Annotated in this window: 16 protein-coding genes; 7 read left to right on the top strand and 9 right to left on the bottom strand. The window is 70.2% G+C overall.

The genetic code is table 11. From position 1 onward, the window contains the following. Positions 1 to 55: 55 nt before the first annotated feature. The 3 genes from FOF45_RS07610 to FOF45_RS07600 all read right to left on the bottom strand — a co-directional run bounded on the left by FOF45_RS07610 (position 56) and on the right by FOF45_RS07600 (position 1,544). Positions 56 to 493: a rhodanese-like domain-containing protein gene (locus tag FOF45_RS07610; protein ID WP_158983578.1), complete on the bottom strand. Its 438-nt coding sequence runs from the start codon at positions 491 to 493 to the stop codon at positions 56 to 58. A gap of 97 nt (positions 494 to 590) precedes the next feature. Beyond that, a complete protein-coding gene (locus tag FOF45_RS07605; protein WP_158983575.1) occupies positions 591 to 1,019 on the bottom strand; it encodes a hypothetical protein in 429 nt (142 codons plus the stop codon). A 54-nt stretch (positions 1,020 to 1,073) separates the two neighbouring features. After that, positions 1,074 to 1,544: a YiiD C-terminal domain-containing protein gene (locus FOF45_RS07600; RefSeq protein WP_158983572.1), complete on the bottom strand. Its 471-nt coding sequence runs from the start codon at positions 1,542 to 1,544 to the stop codon at positions 1,074 to 1,076. Between the two features lie 65 nt (positions 1,545 to 1,609). Between FOF45_RS07600 and FOF45_RS07595 the strand changes: the two genes are divergently transcribed. The 3 genes from FOF45_RS07595 to FOF45_RS07585 are packed head-to-tail and all read left to right on the top strand — an operon-like array spanning position 1,610 to position 4,685. Further along, a complete protein-coding gene (locus FOF45_RS07595) occupies positions 1,610 to 2,371 on the top strand; it encodes a uroporphyrinogen-III synthase (RefSeq protein ID WP_158983569.1) in 762 nt (253 codons plus the stop codon). A 48-nt stretch (positions 2,372 to 2,419) separates the two neighbouring features. Next, on the top strand, positions 2,420 to 3,400 hold the full coding sequence (locus tag FOF45_RS07590) for a uroporphyrinogen-III C-methyltransferase (protein ID WP_158983566.1): 981 nt from the start codon (positions 2,420 to 2,422) through the stop codon (positions 3,398 to 3,400). A gap of 34 nt (positions 3,401 to 3,434) precedes the next feature. Then, on the top strand, positions 3,435 to 4,685 hold the full coding sequence (locus FOF45_RS07585; RefSeq protein WP_158983563.1) for a heme biosynthesis protein HemY: 1,251 nt from the start codon (positions 3,435 to 3,437) through the stop codon (positions 4,683 to 4,685). A gap of 34 nt (positions 4,686 to 4,719) precedes the next feature. Here the strand turns inward: FOF45_RS07585 and FOF45_RS07580 are convergent, their stop codons facing one another. Continuing rightward, positions 4,720 to 5,220 (bottom strand): hypothetical protein, encoded by a 501-nt coding sequence (locus tag FOF45_RS07580; protein ID WP_158983560.1) that lies wholly within the window; start codon positions 5,218 to 5,220, stop codon positions 4,720 to 4,722. Between the two features lie 212 nt (positions 5,221 to 5,432). Then, positions 5,433 to 6,710, bottom strand: a complete 1,278-nt coding sequence (locus tag FOF45_RS07575; protein ID WP_158983557.1) for an acetyl-CoA C-acetyltransferase — start codon at positions 6,708 to 6,710, stop codon at positions 5,433 to 5,435. A 120-nt stretch (positions 6,711 to 6,830) separates the two neighbouring features. On the opposite strand from FOF45_RS07575, the gene FOF45_RS07570 reads away from it, so the two are divergent. Further along, on the top strand, positions 6,831 to 7,742 hold the full coding sequence (locus tag FOF45_RS07570) for a hypothetical protein (RefSeq protein WP_158983555.1): 912 nt from the start codon (positions 6,831 to 6,833) through the stop codon (positions 7,740 to 7,742). Positions 7,743 to 8,248: 506 nt separating this feature from the next. On the opposite strand, the gene FOF45_RS07565 is transcribed toward FOF45_RS07570, so the two are convergent. The 4 genes from FOF45_RS07565 to FOF45_RS07550 all read right to left on the bottom strand — a co-directional run bounded on the left by FOF45_RS07565 (position 8,249) and on the right by FOF45_RS07550 (position 11,953). Continuing rightward, the gene (locus tag FOF45_RS07565; RefSeq protein WP_158983552.1) at positions 8,249 to 8,740 is read right to left on the bottom strand and encodes a GNAT family N-acetyltransferase; all 492 of its coding nucleotides are present in this window, start codon (positions 8,738 to 8,740) and stop codon (positions 8,249 to 8,251) included. 43 nt (positions 8,741 to 8,783) lie between these two features. Beyond that, positions 8,784 to 9,359, bottom strand: a complete 576-nt coding sequence (locus FOF45_RS07560) for a superoxide dismutase family protein (RefSeq protein WP_158983550.1) — start codon at positions 9,357 to 9,359, stop codon at positions 8,784 to 8,786. A gap of 88 nt (positions 9,360 to 9,447) precedes the next feature. After that, complete coding sequence (ntrC, locus tag FOF45_RS07555) at positions 9,448 to 10,860, bottom strand: nitrogen regulation protein NR(I) (protein WP_158983547.1); 1,413 nt, start codon at positions 10,858 to 10,860, stop codon at positions 9,448 to 9,450. Between the two features lie 34 nt (positions 10,861 to 10,894). Continuing rightward, complete coding sequence (locus tag FOF45_RS07550; RefSeq protein ID WP_158983545.1) at positions 10,895 to 11,953, bottom strand: two-component system sensor histidine kinase NtrB; 1,059 nt, start codon at positions 11,951 to 11,953, stop codon at positions 10,895 to 10,897. Positions 11,954 to 12,546: 593 nt separating this feature from the next. Here FOF45_RS07550 and FOF45_RS18265 point away from each other — a divergent pair. The 3 genes from FOF45_RS18265 to FOF45_RS07535 are packed head-to-tail and all read left to right on the top strand — an operon-like array spanning position 12,547 to position 15,695. Continuing rightward, positions 12,547 to 13,317 (top strand): OmpA family protein, encoded by a 771-nt coding sequence (locus tag FOF45_RS18265; RefSeq protein WP_158983542.1) that lies wholly within the window; start codon positions 12,547 to 12,549, stop codon positions 13,315 to 13,317. Positions 13,318 to 13,372: 55 nt separating this feature from the next. Beyond that, on the top strand, positions 13,373 to 14,782 hold the full coding sequence (locus FOF45_RS07540) for a DUF3300 domain-containing protein (protein ID WP_158983539.1): 1,410 nt from the start codon (positions 13,373 to 13,375) through the stop codon (positions 14,780 to 14,782). A 13-nt stretch (positions 14,783 to 14,795) separates the two neighbouring features. Further along, the gene (locus FOF45_RS07535) at positions 14,796 to 15,695 is read left to right on the top strand and encodes a DUF2950 domain-containing protein (protein WP_158983536.1); all 900 of its coding nucleotides are present in this window, start codon (positions 14,796 to 14,798) and stop codon (positions 15,693 to 15,695) included. Positions 15,696 to 15,784 lie beyond the last annotated feature (89 nt).

Here is a 15,784-nt window from a genome sequence, read left to right as displayed (position 1 = left end):
CCGCGAGGCGATCAAGGCCGGCCGTTTGAGAAAAACGAACCGGCCGTCGCGAGGGTCAGGCGCGACCCTTGACCAGGGGCAGGTCGGCGTTCTGCCACGCGGCGATGCCGCCGTCGAGCCAGTACACCTGTTCGAAGCCAGCCTTCTTCAGGCGCTTGGCCGCATCGCCGGACGCCTGTCCGTTGCGGCACACGACCACCACCGGCAGCGACTTGGCGTTGGCCAGCAGCTTGTTTTCCGGATCGAACTGGCTGGGCTGCACCGACTTGCTGCCGGCGATGTGGCCCTTCTCGAAATCGCCGCTCGCCGACAGGTCGACGACCAGTGCGTTGTCGCGGTTCATCAGTCCGGTCAGTTCGGCCGGACGCAGCGCCTTGTAGCCACGGAACAACCGCGCGACCTCGGTGTAGATGATCGCCAGGGTCAGGCCGACCAGCGCCAGGGACAGGAGGGGGTGGCGCTCGGCGAAGGCCAGCAGTTCTTGGAAGTTCACGGCATCACGGCGACGGAAACGGGGCCGGGATTGTCGCCCAGTGCCGGCGGTGGCGCAAAACCGGGGCGGTCCGGCCCCGCGACGGGCGCTCAGCGCGTCATTCGCCGCCCCACAGGTCCGGCAGTCCGGTCACCAGCCACCAGTTCTTGTCGGCATCGTTCCAGCGCCACTCTTCGCGGTAGCGCACGGTGCGTTCGGCCTGGGTGTGGCGGTTGACCACGCCGATCTCGATGTCGCGCATCGCCACGCCGCCCTTCTTGTCGGCGCTGGAATTGCGCTCGCGATAAGCGGTGATCTGGACCTGCTCGTAGCGCTTGAGCTCCAGGTCGCTGACCGGGTGCGCCTCGCGGTAGGCCGGGTCGATCAGGCTCAGAGCGCCTTCGAAATCACCCCAACGGATCGCGCCCGACCAGGCGTACTGGTTGCTCTGCAGCTGTTCCATCTTGCTCTTGGCCAGCGCGGACACGCTGAAGGTGGACAGCAGGGCGAGCAGCGCCAGGGCTGCAAGCTGGGTCAGACGGCGCATCGGGCATTCCCCTCCGGAACTTCGGCCATCCTAGCCCGTCGCCGCGGGCTTGGCTCAGGACTTGGCGATGGCGACGTAGCGGGCGGTGAACTCGGTCGCGATTCCACCGTCCGGAAGCCGCGCGCGCGCGACCAGCCCGGTACGGGCGCGACCGCGTTCACGCAGGGTCGCGATGAAGCCGGGCCAGCTGGAGTCGGGCGCCAGTTCGGCCTCGACATCCAGGTCGGCGAACAACGGCGCCAGGTAGCGGATCTGGCTGTCGGCCACGAACACCTCGGCCTGCAGCCCCGCCGCTTCCACGTGCAGCGAGACCAGTCCCCACGAGGCCAGCGTCATCATCGACGCGAGGCTCCCGCCGAACGCGCAGCCCTTGTCGTTGACGTGCGTGGACAGCGGCGCGTGCAGGCGCAGGCGGTTGCCGTCGTAACCGGCGACGCGCACGTCCATCGCCGCGACCGGCGGCATCGACTGGTAGTGCTCGTGCAGGCGCCGCAGTGCGGCGTCGTGTTCGTGGTGGAGGTTCATGCAGGGATCGGTGGGGGAATCGTGCCCATTGTAGGAGTCCGCGCGCCGGCGGCTATGCTGGTGCGATGCCAGTACGCACGCCCGAGCGGTTCGTGATCTCGCTGCGCCCGCGCGGCGAGCATGCGCCGATGCGCCGCGCCGCCGCGCGCGTGGGTCTGGGCGTGATCGCGCTGTCGCCGTGGCGACTGCGCTGGCGCGACGACGAGGCCTCGCGCCGCGCCCTGCGCACCGCACTCGATGCACCGCGTGTGCTGTTCACCAGCCCGGTCGCGGTGCGTGCGGCACGCGCGCTGCAGCCGTTGGCCTCGCGCGCGGGGCAACGCTGGTTCGCGGTCGGTGCAGGCACGGCGGCGGCTCTGCATCGCGCCGGCATCGCCGAGGTCGAAGCGCCGACGCGGATGGACAGCGAAGGACTGCTCGCGTTGCCGGGTCTGATCGACATCGACGGACAGACGATCGGGTTCGTCACGGCACCGGGCGGTCGCGGCGTGCTGATCCCGGCCTTGCAGGCGCGCGGCGCGAACGTGCTGCGCGCCGACGTGTACGAACGCGTGCCGATCGCGCCCTCGCCGCAGTCGATCGCGCACCTGCTGGCCTTGCGCGAGCGGGCGACGCTGGCGTTGTCCAGCGGCGAAGCCCTGGAGTACCTGCTGGCGACGCTGCCGCCGGATGCGCTGGAACGCCTGCGCCGTGCCCGCGTCGTCGCGGCCAGCGAGCGCCTCGCCGACCTCGCCCGCGCGCACGGTTTCGCCGAGGCGATCGTCGCCCGCAGCGCGCGTCCCGCCGACCTTTTCGCCGCCGCCAGCGGAACCGCGCCTCCGGCGTGACGCGTGGCGCTCCGGTAGCATGGCGCGGTCTTCCCGCCCCGTACCGCCGTGTCCGCCACTCCCGATCCGACCCTTTCTCCGGCTGCACCGCGACGTTCGCGTGGCTGGGCCTGGTTGCTGCTGGTGCTGCTGGTTGCCGCAGCGGGCGGGTACGGCTGGATGCAATGGCAGGCGCGCAGCGATCGCGAACGCGAGGCCGCGCTCGATGCCGACCAGCGCGTGGAAGCACTGCAGGGCCGCATCGATGCGATCCGCCGCGACCAGCGCGCGCAGCTGCAACGCCTGCAACAGGCCGACGCGACCAACCGCGTGCTGCGCGACGAACTGCTCGGCATCGGCCAGCGCGCGGCGCTGATCGAAGACACCGTGTCCAAGCTCGCCGATCCCGACCTGCACGGCGCGCAGGCGTTGCGCCTGGACGAGACCGAACTGCTGCTCAGCCTGGGCCAGCAGCGCCTGCTGATCGCCGGCGACCTGGAAGGCGCACGCCGCGCCTATGCGCTGGCCGGGCACGTGCTCGACGGCGTCGTCGATCCCGCCTACCTCAGCCTGCGCCAGACCCTGCAGCAGGAGCGCGCCGGCATCGAGGCGCTCGGCACCGAACCGCGCGTGCGCGCGATGGCCGAACTCGACGCACTCGCGCAGACGATCACGGCCGCACCGGTCGAGCCGACCGCGACGTCGACACCGGATGCGCCGTGGTGGCGCCGCGCGTTCGCCGGATTGATCGACGTGCGCCCGAGCGATCGCGCGGTCGCGGTGCAGCCGGCCGATCGCATCGCCGCGGCCGCCGGGTTGCAGCTGGAGATCTCGCTCGCTCGCGCCGCCGCCGAGCGTCGCGACGAAGCCGGTTTCCGCGCCGCGCTGCAACGCGCCGAGACGTGGATGGCGCGCCTGTGGCCGGAATCGCCGACCCTGCACGAACAGCGCGCGCGCCTGCGCGCCATCGCCACGCGCCCGCTTTCACTCACGCTTCCGACGCTGGGCAGCACACTGCAGCAGTTGCGCCAGCTGCGCACCGCGCATTGAACGGCCATTCGCGACGCAAGGAGCCGAAGTCGCCATGAACCTCTTCCGCAACGTGCTGTTCTGGATCGTGCTGGCGCTGGTCGGCGCACTGCTCGCGCAGTTGCTCGTCCAGGACCCCGGCTACGTGCTGGTTCGCTACGGCGGCAACGACTACACCACCAACGTCCCCAAGGCGATCGCGTTGCTCCTGGTCGCGCTGGCGGTGCTGTGGCTGGTGTGGAAGCTGGCCAACCTGCCGTTCGCGGCGATGCGCCGACACCGTCGCCGGCAGGCACGCGCACGCCTGATCGACGGGTTCGAATCGCTGCACCAGGGGCAATGGACGCGTTCGGAAAAGCTGCTCGCGCAGGCCGCGGACGAACCCGACGCCCTCGCCGTCGCGCGTGTCGGTGCGGCGCGTGCCGCGCAGGCGCGCGGCGACGATGCCGCGGCGCGCGCGCATCTGGCCGCGATCGGCCTGGACCACGCCGGTACTCGCGCGATCGCCGAAGCCGAGCTCGCACTCGCGCACGACCGCCCCGCCGATGCACTCGCACTGCTCGATGCACCGTCGGCGACACCGCTACCGCCGCGTGGACTGGTGCTGCGCGGCGAAGCGCTGGCCGCGCTCGGTCGCAGCGGCGAGGCCTACGGCCTGCTCGGCGCGTTGCGCCAGCAGCAGGCGCTGTCGAACGAACGCCTCGCCACGCTCGAAGCACAGTGGGGCGCGGCATCGCTGCGCGAAGCGGCCGACGCCAATGTGCTCGCCGACCGTTGGGAAGCGCTGCCCAAGCCGCTGCGCCACGATCCGGCCGCAGTGTCCGCCTACGCCGAACGCGCCGCCGCGATGCGCTGGGACGAAGCCGCCACGCGCAGCGTCGAACAGGCGCTGGATGCGCGTTGGGACGAATCGCTGGTCGCGCTGTACGGACGGCTTCCGGTCGGTCGCCTCGACGAACGCCGCACCAACGCCGAGCGCTGGCTGCCGTCGCATCCGGGCAGCCCGGCGTTGTTGTCGACACTGGCGCGCATCGCACGCGCGCAGGGCCAGTGGCCGCAGGCCGAGGCCTACCTGCACCGCGCACTCGCGCAGGGTGCGCACAGCGAGGCGTGGGAGGAACTCGGTGCCGGCTTCGCCGAGGCCGGCGAGGAGAAACTCGCGCGCCTGTGCTATGCGAACGCGCTGCGTTCCGCGCGCGGCGAGGCCGCGCTCGAACTGCCCGGACGCGACATGCGCCAGACGATCTTCGACCAGGCCGTGGTCGAGGAACGCGACGAACACGGCGTGCCGCGCCTGCGGCAATGAGCCGTCCGCACCCTCGGGCGAGGGTGCGATGCGGTCAGCGCGTGCGGTAGAACGTCGGCAGGCTGGCGAGGAATTCCGCGCCTGCACCGTCGAACCGGGTGTAGTTCTCGCCGATGCGCGTCACCACGAGCACGCGTCCGGCGACGATGCCGAACACCAGGCTCGCCAGTGTCACGAATGCGCCGATGCCGACGACCACGTAGCTCATGTCGATCAGCCCTTTGAACGCGACCGCCGTTCCCGCCAGCGCGCCCACCGTCGCCAGCGCGAGGACGATGCTCCGCCGCGTCTGGTGCTGGCGGCACAGGCCGACCGTCACCGGCGTGCGCTTGCGCACGAAGATGGCGATCACCGCGTAGATCAGCAGGTTGAGCAGGGCCACCACGTACAGCCCCGGGTGGTGCCAGTAGAAGCTGCGGCGCGTGAGCCGCTGCGCCGGCTCGTTGCACTTGATGCAGCGGTCGGGCAGCGTGCAGCCGGGTCGGACCACCAGTTGTTTGCCGTCGCGCCATGCGTCGGTAGAGAACTCGGCCAAGGCGGCATCGAGCCGGGCCCTCGTGGACCCGTGCGGTTGGATCGTCGACATCGTTTCCCCCGAAACGTGCGTTGCCAGCGGTAGCGCCCGCTGGGAGCGTTCGCGGGCCGATCTCGGACGGTGTCCCCACACCGCCCAGCCCGCGCGCCGATCCTAGGCCTGGGCCCGGCGACCTGCAACATTTCTGTGCTGCAGTTCGCGTTTTCGGGCGGTCAGCGCTCCAGGATGGCGACCACGCCCATGCCGCCGGCGGTGCAGATCGACACCAGGCAGCGGCCGCCGCCACGCTGCTTCAGCTCCTTGGCGGCGGTGGCGACGATGCGCGCACCGGTCGCGGCGAAGGGGTGGCCGGCCGCCAGCGAGGACCCGTTCGGGTTGATCTTGCTGACGTCGATGCGCCCCATCGGCGCGTCCAGGCCGAGGCGGTTGCGGCAGTACTCCTCGCTCTCCCACGCACGCAGCGTGCACAGCACCTGCGCGGCGAAGGCCTCGTGGATCTCGTAGAAGTCGAAGTCCTGCAGGGTCAGGCCGTTGCGCTTGAGCATCTCCGGCACGGCCACCGTCGGCGCCATCAGCAGGCCCTCGCCGTGCACGAAGTCCACCGCCGCGACATGCGCATCGCGCAGGTAGCACAGCGGCTCCAGACCGTGCGACAGCGCCCATTCGTCCGACGCCAGCAGGCACGCCGACGCACCGTCGGTCAGCGGCGTGGAATTGCCCGCGGTCAGCGTGCCGCGACCGGAGGTCTTGTCGAACGCCGGCTTCAGCGAGGCCAGCTTCTCCAGCGTACTGTCGCCGCGCAGGATGTTGTCGCGCGACACGCCGCGGAAGCTCACCACCAGATCGTCGAAGAAACCGCGCTCGTAGGCCGCGGCCAGCTTCAGGTGCGAGGACAGCGCCCACTCGTCCTGCGAGTCGCGCGAGATGTTCCACTCCTTCGCCATGTCCTCGCAGTGCTCGCCCATCGACTTGCCGGTGCGCGGCTCGGCCACGCCCGGGAATTCGGGCTTGAGCTCGCGCAGGTGGAAGCCCTTGAACGCGGCCAGCTTGTCGCGCGGCGTCTTGGCGCGGGCGGCTTCGAGCAGGCGGCGGCGCAACTTGCGGCCGTACACGATCGGCACGTCGGAGGTGGTGTCGGAACCGCCGCCGACGCCGGAGTCGATCTGGCCGGCGGCGATCTTGTTGGCGATGTGGACGATCGAATCCAGCGAGGTACCGCAGGCGCGCTGCAGGGTGATGCCCGGGGTCAACGGCGACAGGCCCGACGACAATGCGGCCTCGCGGCCGAGGTTCCAGTCGCTGGAGTGCTTGATCACCGCGCCCATCGCGACTTCGCCCAGCTGCTGGCCGTGCAGGCCGAACTTCTCGACCAGCGCGCCGAGTGTGCGCACCGACATGCCCAGGTTGCCGACGTCCGAATAGGCCGTGTTCTGGCGGCAGAACGGGATACGGACGCCACCAAGCACGGCAACGGGACGGGCAGGACGCATCGCTACACCTCGCGGGGGAACATCGGAAAAGAGAGAGTCGCCCGGGCGTTGACGCCCGGGCGGGCATAATGGACCGAAGTGTAGCGCCGCCTTCGCGAGCGACCAAACGCCACCGTATCCATGACGCCAGCCGAGTCCGCCCTGCCCGCCCCGCCCGCTTCCCTGCACGTGCTCGGGGCGCTCGCGCTCGAGCTTCGGGGCGACGCACCGGTGGTCCGGCAGGCCCTGGCGCAGAACGAGGTCGGGGCGCTGGCCGGTCTGATCGCGCAGGACCTGGCGGGTTTCGCCTCCGAGGCCAGCTCACTCGACCTGGTCACCGTCGGCGCGCATTACGACCCGGTCGAGCTGCTGCGTCCCGGCTGGCCGCTGCACCGTGAACTGGAACAGCTCGCCGCGCGCGCACCGCGTGCCGGCGCCGAAGCCGGCCGCATCATCGCCTTCGGATCGCACGAATCGCAGCTGCCGGGCGCACTCACGCCGTCGCCCGACCACGCCGGCGGCCCGTTCCGGCTGGTGCCGTTCGTGCTCGGCGGCGACGAAGCGATCGCCGCGCGTGTCGGCGATGCGTTCGAGCGCGAACTGCTCGAGCGCGGCATGGCTGGCGCGGCGACCGCACTGGCCGCGCAGCACGCCTTCGGCCTGCAGGTCGAACACGCGCGCTACCTGACCGTGCACGACCTCGCCGCGATGATGGCGATGCAGTACGACCACGCTGGCCTTTCGCCGCTGTGGCCGCTGCTGGAAACCGCGCTGCTGGAACCGGCCGGCGAACATTGGCTCGACGCGCCGCCCGAACCGCTGGTGCATTACGCCGACGGCGAAGCGCGCATCGCGCTGTTCGAACCGCGCGCGTGGAAGCAGCGCTATGCGACCGAAGCGCCCTGCGATACACCCGAATGCCGCAGCCGGCTGGAGCAGCAGCACCGGCATTTCCAGGCACGGCAGCGGCAGATCGCCGCGGTGCTGGGCGCGCACGGGATTCCGGTGAATTTCGTGCATTGCACGGATGAGGGGCGCGCGGCGCTGGCGTGATTGTCGGGGCCTTCGCTCTTTAGCTCTGAGCAACAGCTCTTGAGCAACAACAGCAACAGCTTCCGCTCGCAAGCGAGCGGGTTACTTTTGTCCTGGCAAAAGTAACCAAAACCGTTCGCTCCTCTCACGAGCCGCCGCTACGCGGCGGTGCCCTGCGCGCCTACGCCGTAAAGGGGCACGCCGCCCAAACTCGCTGCGCTCAAACAGTGGGCGGCTCTTCGGCCCCTTTCCGGCTCCGGTGCTCGGCTCGCTCGGAAGTCGCTGAAGGGCGAAGAGCGCGAGCAGTGCACGGCAACAGCAACGTCATTCTGGTAGCCCGGGTAAGCGGAGCGCACCCGGGGCATTCCCTGCACTCCCCGGGTGCGCTTCGCTTACCCGGGCTACGGCACTGTTGTTGCTCAACGCTGTGGCTCAAGGCTGTCACTCGGGCTCTGTGGCTCAGACACCCTCAGTCGAACGTGCGATTGCACTCAGCCGATCTCCAATCGCAAGGTGTCCGCGCCCGATCACCCCCGCGCAAACTCCGCCTCGAAGATGTCGTACCCCGCATCGACCATGCCCAGCGACTGGTACGTGCGCTGTGCATTCGCGTTGCCGCGCTCCACGTACAGGCGCAGGCCGATCACTCCCGGCGTCGCGCGCGCCTGTGCCTCGACGTGCCGGTACAACGTCGCGAACACGCCCTGCCGCCGATGCTCCGGTGGCACGTAAACGCTCTGGATCCACCACCAGTCGCCGTTGCGCCAGTCGCTCCATTCGCGCGTGAGCATCAGTGTGCCGACCGGCGCCGCGATGGTCTCGCGGCCGGCGATGTCGGACTCCTGCATCGCGATGAAATAGCGTGCCTTCGATGGATCGGCGATGCCCGCCGCCATGCCGGCGCGCACCGTCGCTTCGTCCAGGTGCTTGTGCTCGGTTTCCAGCGCCATCGCCATCGCCCACTGCGCGAGCAGGTCGCGGTCGTGGGCGTGGGCTTCGCGGATGCGCAGTCGGGTCATGGCCGCATCCTAACCCCGAACGATGCGGCCTCCGATGCGAGGTTTACTGCGTGACGGTGATGATGCCGCACGCGATGCGGCCGCCGGCGTTGCCAGTGGGCTGCGTCTTGTAGTCGTCGGGCGAGGCGTGGACGATCACCGCCTTGCCGGCGACGTCGTTCGTCGCGCCGCCGCCGAGCGTGACGCCGCTGGCATGCACGTTGACCTTCGCCACGCCTTCGCGGTCGGCGACGATGTTGTCCATGTCGCCACCGTGGTGCGCGCCGCTGCTGACCTTGCCGTGCGGCGCGCCGGACGGATTGAAATGGCCACCCGCGCTGCTCGCGTCGGCCGCGCTGCAATCGCCCTTCTCGTGGATGTGGATCGCGTGCGTGCTGTTGGGCGCCAGGCCGCCGACTTCGCCGGTGATATGCACGCCATCGCTCATCGGCACGACGCTGAGCTTGCCGCTGACCAGGCTCGCCGACGCCGCGGCGAGGTTCACGTTGGCGGCCTTCGCGGTGGAGACGGGCGCGGGGCCGGCCGCGGACGACGAGGATTTCGTCGAGGGCGTGGAGCTGCAGGCGGACAGGGCCACGACGGACGCGGCGAGCAGGGCAGTGGTCAGCGAGGTGTTCATCAACGTCTCCATTCGGTGATGCGGATACGACCCGGACACGACGCAGCCTAATCGCGCCGGGGTCGTGCAGCGGTGAAACTCGGTGCGGCTACGAACGCCGACGTCCCGGACCCAGCTTGCGCGTCAGCGTGTTGCGGCCCAGGCCCAGGCGCGCAGCCGCTTCGGTGCGACGCCCGCCGGTGTGCTCGAGCGCCGCGTCGAACAACGCGCGCTCGAAGCGTTCGCGCGCCTGCGCGTGGATGTCGTCGCGGCCGAGCTCCAGCTGCGCGCGCACCCATGCGGACAGGCGCCGATCCCAGTCATCATCGCCATCGACGTGCGGGCTGTCCTTGCCCGGTGTGGCCGCAAGCGCTTCGTCGAGATCCTCGCGGCCGATGGTGTCGCCCGGTGCGAGCGCGGCGAGTCGCCAGCACAGGTTCTCGAGCTGGCGCACGTTGCCGGGCCAGTCGTAGGCGATGAGGCGTTCCAGCGCGGCGGGCGCGAAGCGCTTGGCCGGTGCGTCGAAGCGTCCGGCGGCGGCGATGAGGAAACGTTCCGCCAGGCGCGGGATATCCTCGCGACGCTCGCGCAATGGCGGCAGGCGCAGGCGCACGACGTCGAGGCGATGCAGCAGGTCGGCACGGAAGCGTCCGTCGGCGACCAGCGTCTCCAGGTCCTGGTGGGTGGCCGCGATCACGCGCACGTCGACGCGGATCAGTTCGCGTCCACCGACGCGGAAGAACTCACCCTCGGCGAGTACGCGCAGCAACCGCGTCTGCAGCGACAACGGCATGTCGCCGATCTCGTCGAGGAACAGCGTGCCACCGTGCGCCTGTTCGAAGCGGCCGGTGTGGCGGCGCTGCGCACCGGTGAACGCGCCGGCCTCGTGGCCGAACAGTTCGCTTTCCAGCAGTTCGGCCGGAATCGCGGCGGTGTTGAGCGCGACGAACGGCGATTTCGCGCGTGGCGACTCGCGGTGCAGCGCGCGCGCGACGAGCTCCTTGCCGGTGCCGGTCTCGCCGGTCACCAGCACCGACAGCGGTGCCTGTGCGAGGCGACCGATCGCGCGGAACAGCGTGCGCATCGCCGGCGTGTCGCCGATCAGCGCATCTTCCTGCGTGGCGGCGTCCTCGCGCTGCGGCGCGGCCTCGGCGGTAGTGGCGAGCGTGCGTTCGGCCAGCGCTACGGCTTCGTCGAGGTCGAACGGCTTGGACAGGAATTCGTGTGCACCGCCGCGGAACGCACCGGCGGTGCTGGCCACGTCGGTGTACGCGCTCATCACGATCACCGGCAGCTTCGGCGCCTGCGCCTTGAGCTTGTCGAGCAGCACCAGGCCGTCATCGCCGGGCATGCGCACATCGGTGAACAGCAGGTCCGGTGCGCCGCGTTCGGACAGGGCGTCGAGTGCGTCGCGCGCGTTCTCGAAACCGTCGACGCGATACCCCGCTTCGCGCAGCGCGGTGGCGAGCACGAAGCGCACGCTGCGGTCGTCGTCGACCACCCACACGCGTGCGCCGCTCATGCGCCTGCCCTCGATGACCACGACGATGCAGGCATCACGTCTCCTCTTCCTCGATCTGCAACGGCAGCAGCAGGGTGAACACGGTGTGGCCCGGTCGCGAGCGGTACGCCAGCGAGCCGCGATGCTCGCGCGCGACCTGCTGCGCGAGCGCGAGGCCGAGACCGCTGCCTTCGGCGCGACCCGACACCAGCGGCAGGAACAAACGTTCGGTGAGTTCTTCCGGCACGCCGCGGCCGTCGTCGATGATTTCCAACCGCAATGCGATCGGATGCACGGTGTCGGCGATGCGCACCGCGTGCTCGGCGCGCGTGCGCAGCGTGACGTGCGTGGCGCCGGCCTCGATGGCGTTGCGCACCAGGTTCCATACCGCCTGCATCAGGCGGTCGGCGTCGCCGGCGAATTCGGGCAGGCTCGGGTCGTAGTCGCGCACCAGCCGCACCGCCCAGCCGGCGTCGCTTTCGCCCAGGCGCAGCACGCGTTCGAGCACGGCGTGGATGTTGAGCGGCGCGTGCGGGCGCGGTGGCGCGGGCGTGAGCAGGCGATCGACCAGACCGGTGAGGCGTTCGACTTCGCTGCCGATCATCGCCACCAGTTCGCGCGAATCGCCGGGGTCGGCTTCGAGCCGGCGTGACAGCAGTTGCGCCGCGCCCTTGAGGCCGGCGAGCGGATTGCGCAGTTCGTGGGCGAGACCCTTGAGCGAGGCGGACAACACGGACGGCAACAGCAGCGCCGGATCGTCGCCCGGAAATTCGTCGACCGGATGCGCTTCCAGCAGCCAGCCGCCTTCATCGCGCCGGCTCAGCCACAGGTCGGCGAAGCATTCCTCGCCGTCGGCGTAACGCAGCCGGCTGCGGCGCAGGCGCAGCGGCGCGTCGGCGGCGTCGAGCCGGGCCATCGCTTCGGCCAGGTGGCTGTCGCCACCGTCGAGTCCGGCCAGTGGCCAGCCCATCAGGCGCCGCGCACCGACCCCGAGCCAGCGCGAGAACGCGGCATTGCAGCCGACGATCGCGCCTTCCTCGTCGCTCCACGCCATCGGCGTGGTCAGGCCATCGAGGTCGGGTCGTTCGGCGTCGGGCAGTGGGTGCGCGGACATTGCACCATCTTAGTGCAAGCGCGTTGCGCCGAAAGTGGGCTTGGACACCAGGCAATCGGCGCGCGAGGGGCGGAACACGGCGGTCGCTGCCTTCTGCTCGGCGCGCGAGGCAGGAGTGCTCGGCGGTCGGAGCGAAGGGCCCGGAACGCCGGGCCAGTCGCCCGGCAGGCGGAGCTCCGAGCTCGGCGCGCCGGGCTCCCGTGCCCGGCACTCCGGGCGACGAGCCCGACCGGCGAGGCTGGACGCTCGACGATCCGGGCTCGGAACCCGGCACACGGGGCTCGTCGCACGGCGATTCGAGCTGCGGGGCCGGCGTGCGGGGCTTCCCTTCCCGGCGCTCCGAGCGATGACACTGGGCAGCGGAGCCCAGCGCTCGGCCATCCGGGCTCGGAATACGGCGCGTGAAGTCTGGATTCCCACGTTCCGGGCAACGAGCACGGATGCCGTACCGGCGGATCCGGCGGACAGGCCGTGACGCCGGCGCGATGCGCCCACCGATGGGGCCAAAGGCCAATTGAGGCCCGCCCTGAACGGCGTAGAAGGGGCGTTGGACGGGGCCGGACGCCCCGCCGTCCACTACGAGGACTTCCCCCATGAGTATCCAGAAGTTGCGGTCGCCGCTGATCCTGACCGTTGCGCTCGCGAGCGCGCTGGCCGCCGTTTCCGCCTTCGCCGCGGACGGCGACAAGAGCAAGATCAAGGGCCTGATCACCTCGGTCCAGGGCGACACGATCGTCGTGAAGGACGCGAACAACGTCGAGCAGACCATCACGTTGTCGCCGTCCACGACCTACAAGAAGACCAAGGGCCTGACCGGCGTGGTGCACGAGAAGGTCGAGCAGGGCGCGCTGATCCCCGGCCTGCCGGTGACCGTCGACGCCGTCGCCGCGGGCAGTGGCTTCAGCGCGAGCGAAGTCTCCTTCAAGTCGGAGGACTTCAAGACCGCGCAGCAGGTGCAGGCCGGACTGGCGCCGACCACGGCGCGCATGAACGAGTTCGGCAAGTACGAAGCGCTCGCAACGGCCGAGGTGCTGTTCGATTCGGGCAGCACGAAGCTGTCCGGGACCGCGCAGTCCGACCTGATGGCGTTCGCCGCCAAGGCGAAGGAAACCCAGGACTACCAGGTCGTGATGCAGGGCTTCACCGATTCGACCGGCAATGCCGAGGCGAACCAGCGCCTGAGCATCCGCCGCGCCAATGCCGTCGCCAATTTCCTGCAGCAGAAGGCCGGCCTCATGCCGGGTCGCGTGCGTGCGGGCGACGGAATGGGCATCGCGCCCGACGCAGGCAGCGGCAGCAACGCCAACGCACGCAAGGTCGTGGTGAAGCTGATCGTCGACAAGGGCGTACAGGCCGGCAAGTAGGCGACGAACCGCGCGCGGCGCGCTTCGCGCTCGCGCCGCGCGACTGGAGGATCCCATGCGCACACGGGTGCCCAATCTACTGGCGGCCGCGCTGCTGCTGACGTTCGTCGACGTACCGTTCGACGCGGACGTACGCGCACAGGCATCGAAGCCCGCCGCCACGCCTGCCGCGGCGTCCACCGCCTCGTCGCAGACGTTCAGTCGCGAGCAGCTCGACCAGATGATGGCGCCGGTCGCGCTGTATCCGGACACGCTGCTGGCGCAGGTGCTGATGGCCTCGACCTATCCCGGCGACGTCGCCGATGCGGTCGAGTGGTCGAAGGCGCACAAGGACGCCAAGGGCGAGGAGGCGGTGAAGCAGGTCGCCAACCAGCCGTGGGATCCCAGCGTGCAGTCGCTGGTGGCGTTCCCGCAGCTGCTTGCGGTGCTCGGACAGGATCCGTCGTGGGTGCAGCGCATGGGCGATGCGTTCCTCGCGCAGCCCGAAGCGGTGATGGAATCGGTGCAGCGGCTGCGCCGCCAGGCCGATGCGGCCGGCAACCTCAAGTCGAACGAACAGCAGAAGGTCACCAAGCAGTCCGCGCCTCCACCGGGCACGACCGCAACCACGACCACCGTTCCGGCCGGCACGCAGACCATCGTGATCGAACCCGCCGATCCGCAGGTCGTGTACGTGCCGAGCTACCCCAGTTCGGTCTACGGCAGCTGGGCGTATCCGTCGTATCCGCCGTACTACTATCCGCCGCCGGCGTACTACTACCCGGGCGCGGCGCTCTTCAGTTTCGGCATCGGCGTCGCGGTCGGCGGTGCGCTGTGGGGCAACTGCAACTGGTGGGGCGGCGACGTCGACATCGACGTCAATCGCTACAACAACATCAACTCGAACCGGCAGATCAACCGCAACGACAACACGTGGCGCCACAACGCGGCCAATCGCGACGGCGTGCCGTACCGCGATAACGCCAGCCGCGAGAAGTTCGGGCGCCAGCTCGACGGCGCCGGCCAGCGCGATGCGTTCCGCGGTCGCGAGGGCACGCGCGATGGCGCGCGCACCGCCGATCGCGACCGCGCGCGACAGACGATGGAGCAGCGCGGCTTCCAGACGCCCGCGACCAGCAATCGCGAAGCGCGCGACCGGGCCGGACAGGCCTCGCGCGAGATCAGCCAGCAGCCGCGTTCGCGCCAGGCCGGCGCGGGCCAGAACCGCGGCGACATGCAGCGTCCGACGCAGGCCAACAACATGCAGGCGCGACAGGGTGCGCGCGACAACGCGGGCATGCAGGCGAGGCAGCACGACAACGCCTTCTCCGGTGCGCGCAATCCGTCGCAGACGCGCATGGACTCCGGTCGCGGCCACAACAGTTTCTCCGCATCGCAGCGCCCGCAGAGTTCGCGCGGCGGCGGGCGGCAGATGAGCCGTCCGGCCCGCGCGCCGTCGCGCGGCGGCGGCGGACGCCGTCGCTGAAAGGAGCATGCCGATGACCGCAACCATCCGCCTGATCGTCGTGTTCCTGCTGGCGTCGTCGTGCGCGATGCCGGCGATGGCGCAGCAGTCCTACGCCACGCCGCAGGCCGCGGCCGATGCGCTGGTGACGGCGCTCGGCACGACCGCCGCCGACCCGGCACAGCTGCAGACCGTGCTCGGCTCCGACTGGACGCGCTACGTCCCCAGTGGCAGCGTCGAACGCGACGACGTCGATGCCTTCCTCACGCGCTATCGCGAGAAGCACTGGTTCCAGAAGACCGATGCCACGCACCAGCTGCTCACCGTCGGCAAGGATGCGTGGACCATGCCGGTACCGCTGGCGAAGAGCGGCAGCGGCTGGGCGTTCGATCTGAAGGCCGGCGAAGCGGAGATCCGCGCGCGCCGCATCGGACGGAACGAACGCGACGCGGTGCAGGCCGCACTCGCGTATCACGACGCGCAGATGGATTACGCGACGATCGACCGAAACGGCGATGGCGTGCTCGAGTACGCACGCAAGTTCGTCAGTACCGACGGCCAGCACGATGGGCTGTACTGGGCGCAGGACGACGAGGAAAGCCCGCTCGGTCCGCTGTTCGGCGACGACACCCCGACGGGCGAATGGAACGGCTACCACTTCCGCATCCTCACCGCGCAGGGCCCGTCCGCCGTGCGTGGCGCATACAGCTACCTCATCGGCGACCACATGAGTCGCGGCTTCGCCCTCGTCGCATGGCCGGCGCGCTACGGCGACAGCGGCGTGATGACGTTCATCGTCAGCCACGACGGCGAAGTGTTCGAGAAGGACCTCGGGCCCGACAGCGCGAAGCTCGCCGAAGCGATGGCCGCGTTCGATCCGGACAGCAGCTGGAAGGACGTGGACACGCGGCATATCGCGAAGGCTTCGCCCTGACTGCAGCGGTAGCGATGCCGTCCGCGGCCATCGCAACTGGCGAGTCGAGCGACGAAGCAGTCGATTCGTGAAGCACCTGTTAAGCGGAA

This window comes from Lysobacter panacisoli (assembly GCF_009765165.1).
Taxonomy (GTDB): Bacteria; Pseudomonadota; Gammaproteobacteria; order Xanthomonadales; family Xanthomonadaceae; genus Lysobacter_J; species Lysobacter_J panacisoli.
The sequence above is the reverse complement of the archived record's forward strand: the minus strand, read 5'-3'. Positions and strand labels throughout refer to the sequence as shown.

Bases quoted from the DNA above. Each gene is read 5' to 3' on its own strand.
- FOF45_RS07605 (WP_158983575.1), bottom strand. From the start codon at position 1,019: ATGCGCCGTCTGACCCAGCTTGCAGCCCTGGCGCTGCTCGCCCTGCTG.
- FOF45_RS07600 (WP_158983572.1), bottom strand. From the start codon at position 1,544: ATGAACCTCCACCACGAACACGACGCCGCACTGCGGCGCCTGCACGAG.
- FOF45_RS07595 (WP_158983569.1), top strand. From the start codon at position 1,610: ATGCCAGTACGCACGCCCGAGCGGTTCGTGATCTCGCTGCGCCCGCGC.
- FOF45_RS07585 (WP_158983563.1), top strand. From the start codon at position 3,435: ATGAACCTCTTCCGCAACGTGCTGTTCTGGATCGTGCTGGCGCTGGTC.
- FOF45_RS07575 (WP_158983557.1), bottom strand. From the start codon at position 6,710: ATGCGTCCTGCCCGTCCCGTTGCCGTGCTTGGTGGCGTCCGTATCCCG.
- FOF45_RS07570 (WP_158983555.1), top strand. From the start codon at position 6,831: ATGACGCCAGCCGAGTCCGCCCTGCCCGCCCCGCCCGCTTCCCTGCAC.
- FOF45_RS07565 (WP_158983552.1), bottom strand. From the start codon at position 8,740: ATGACCCGACTGCGCATCCGCGAAGCCCACGCCCACGACCGCGACCTG.
- FOF45_RS07560 (WP_158983550.1), bottom strand. From the start codon at position 9,359: ATGAACACCTCGCTGACCACTGCCCTGCTCGCCGCGTCCGTCGTGGCC.
- ntrC (WP_158983547.1), bottom strand. From the start codon at position 10,860: ATGAGCGGCGCACGCGTGTGGGTGGTCGACGACGACCGCAGCGTGCGC.
- FOF45_RS07550 (WP_158983545.1), bottom strand. From the start codon at position 11,953: ATGTCCGCGCACCCACTGCCCGACGCCGAACGACCCGACCTCGATGGC.
- FOF45_RS18265 (WP_158983542.1), top strand. From the start codon at position 12,547: ATGAGTATCCAGAAGTTGCGGTCGCCGCTGATCCTGACCGTTGCGCTC.
- FOF45_RS07540 (WP_158983539.1), top strand. From the start codon at position 13,373: ATGCGCACACGGGTGCCCAATCTACTGGCGGCCGCGCTGCTGCTGACG.
- FOF45_RS07535 (WP_158983536.1), top strand. From the start codon at position 14,796: ATGACCGCAACCATCCGCCTGATCGTCGTGTTCCTGCTGGCGTCGTCG.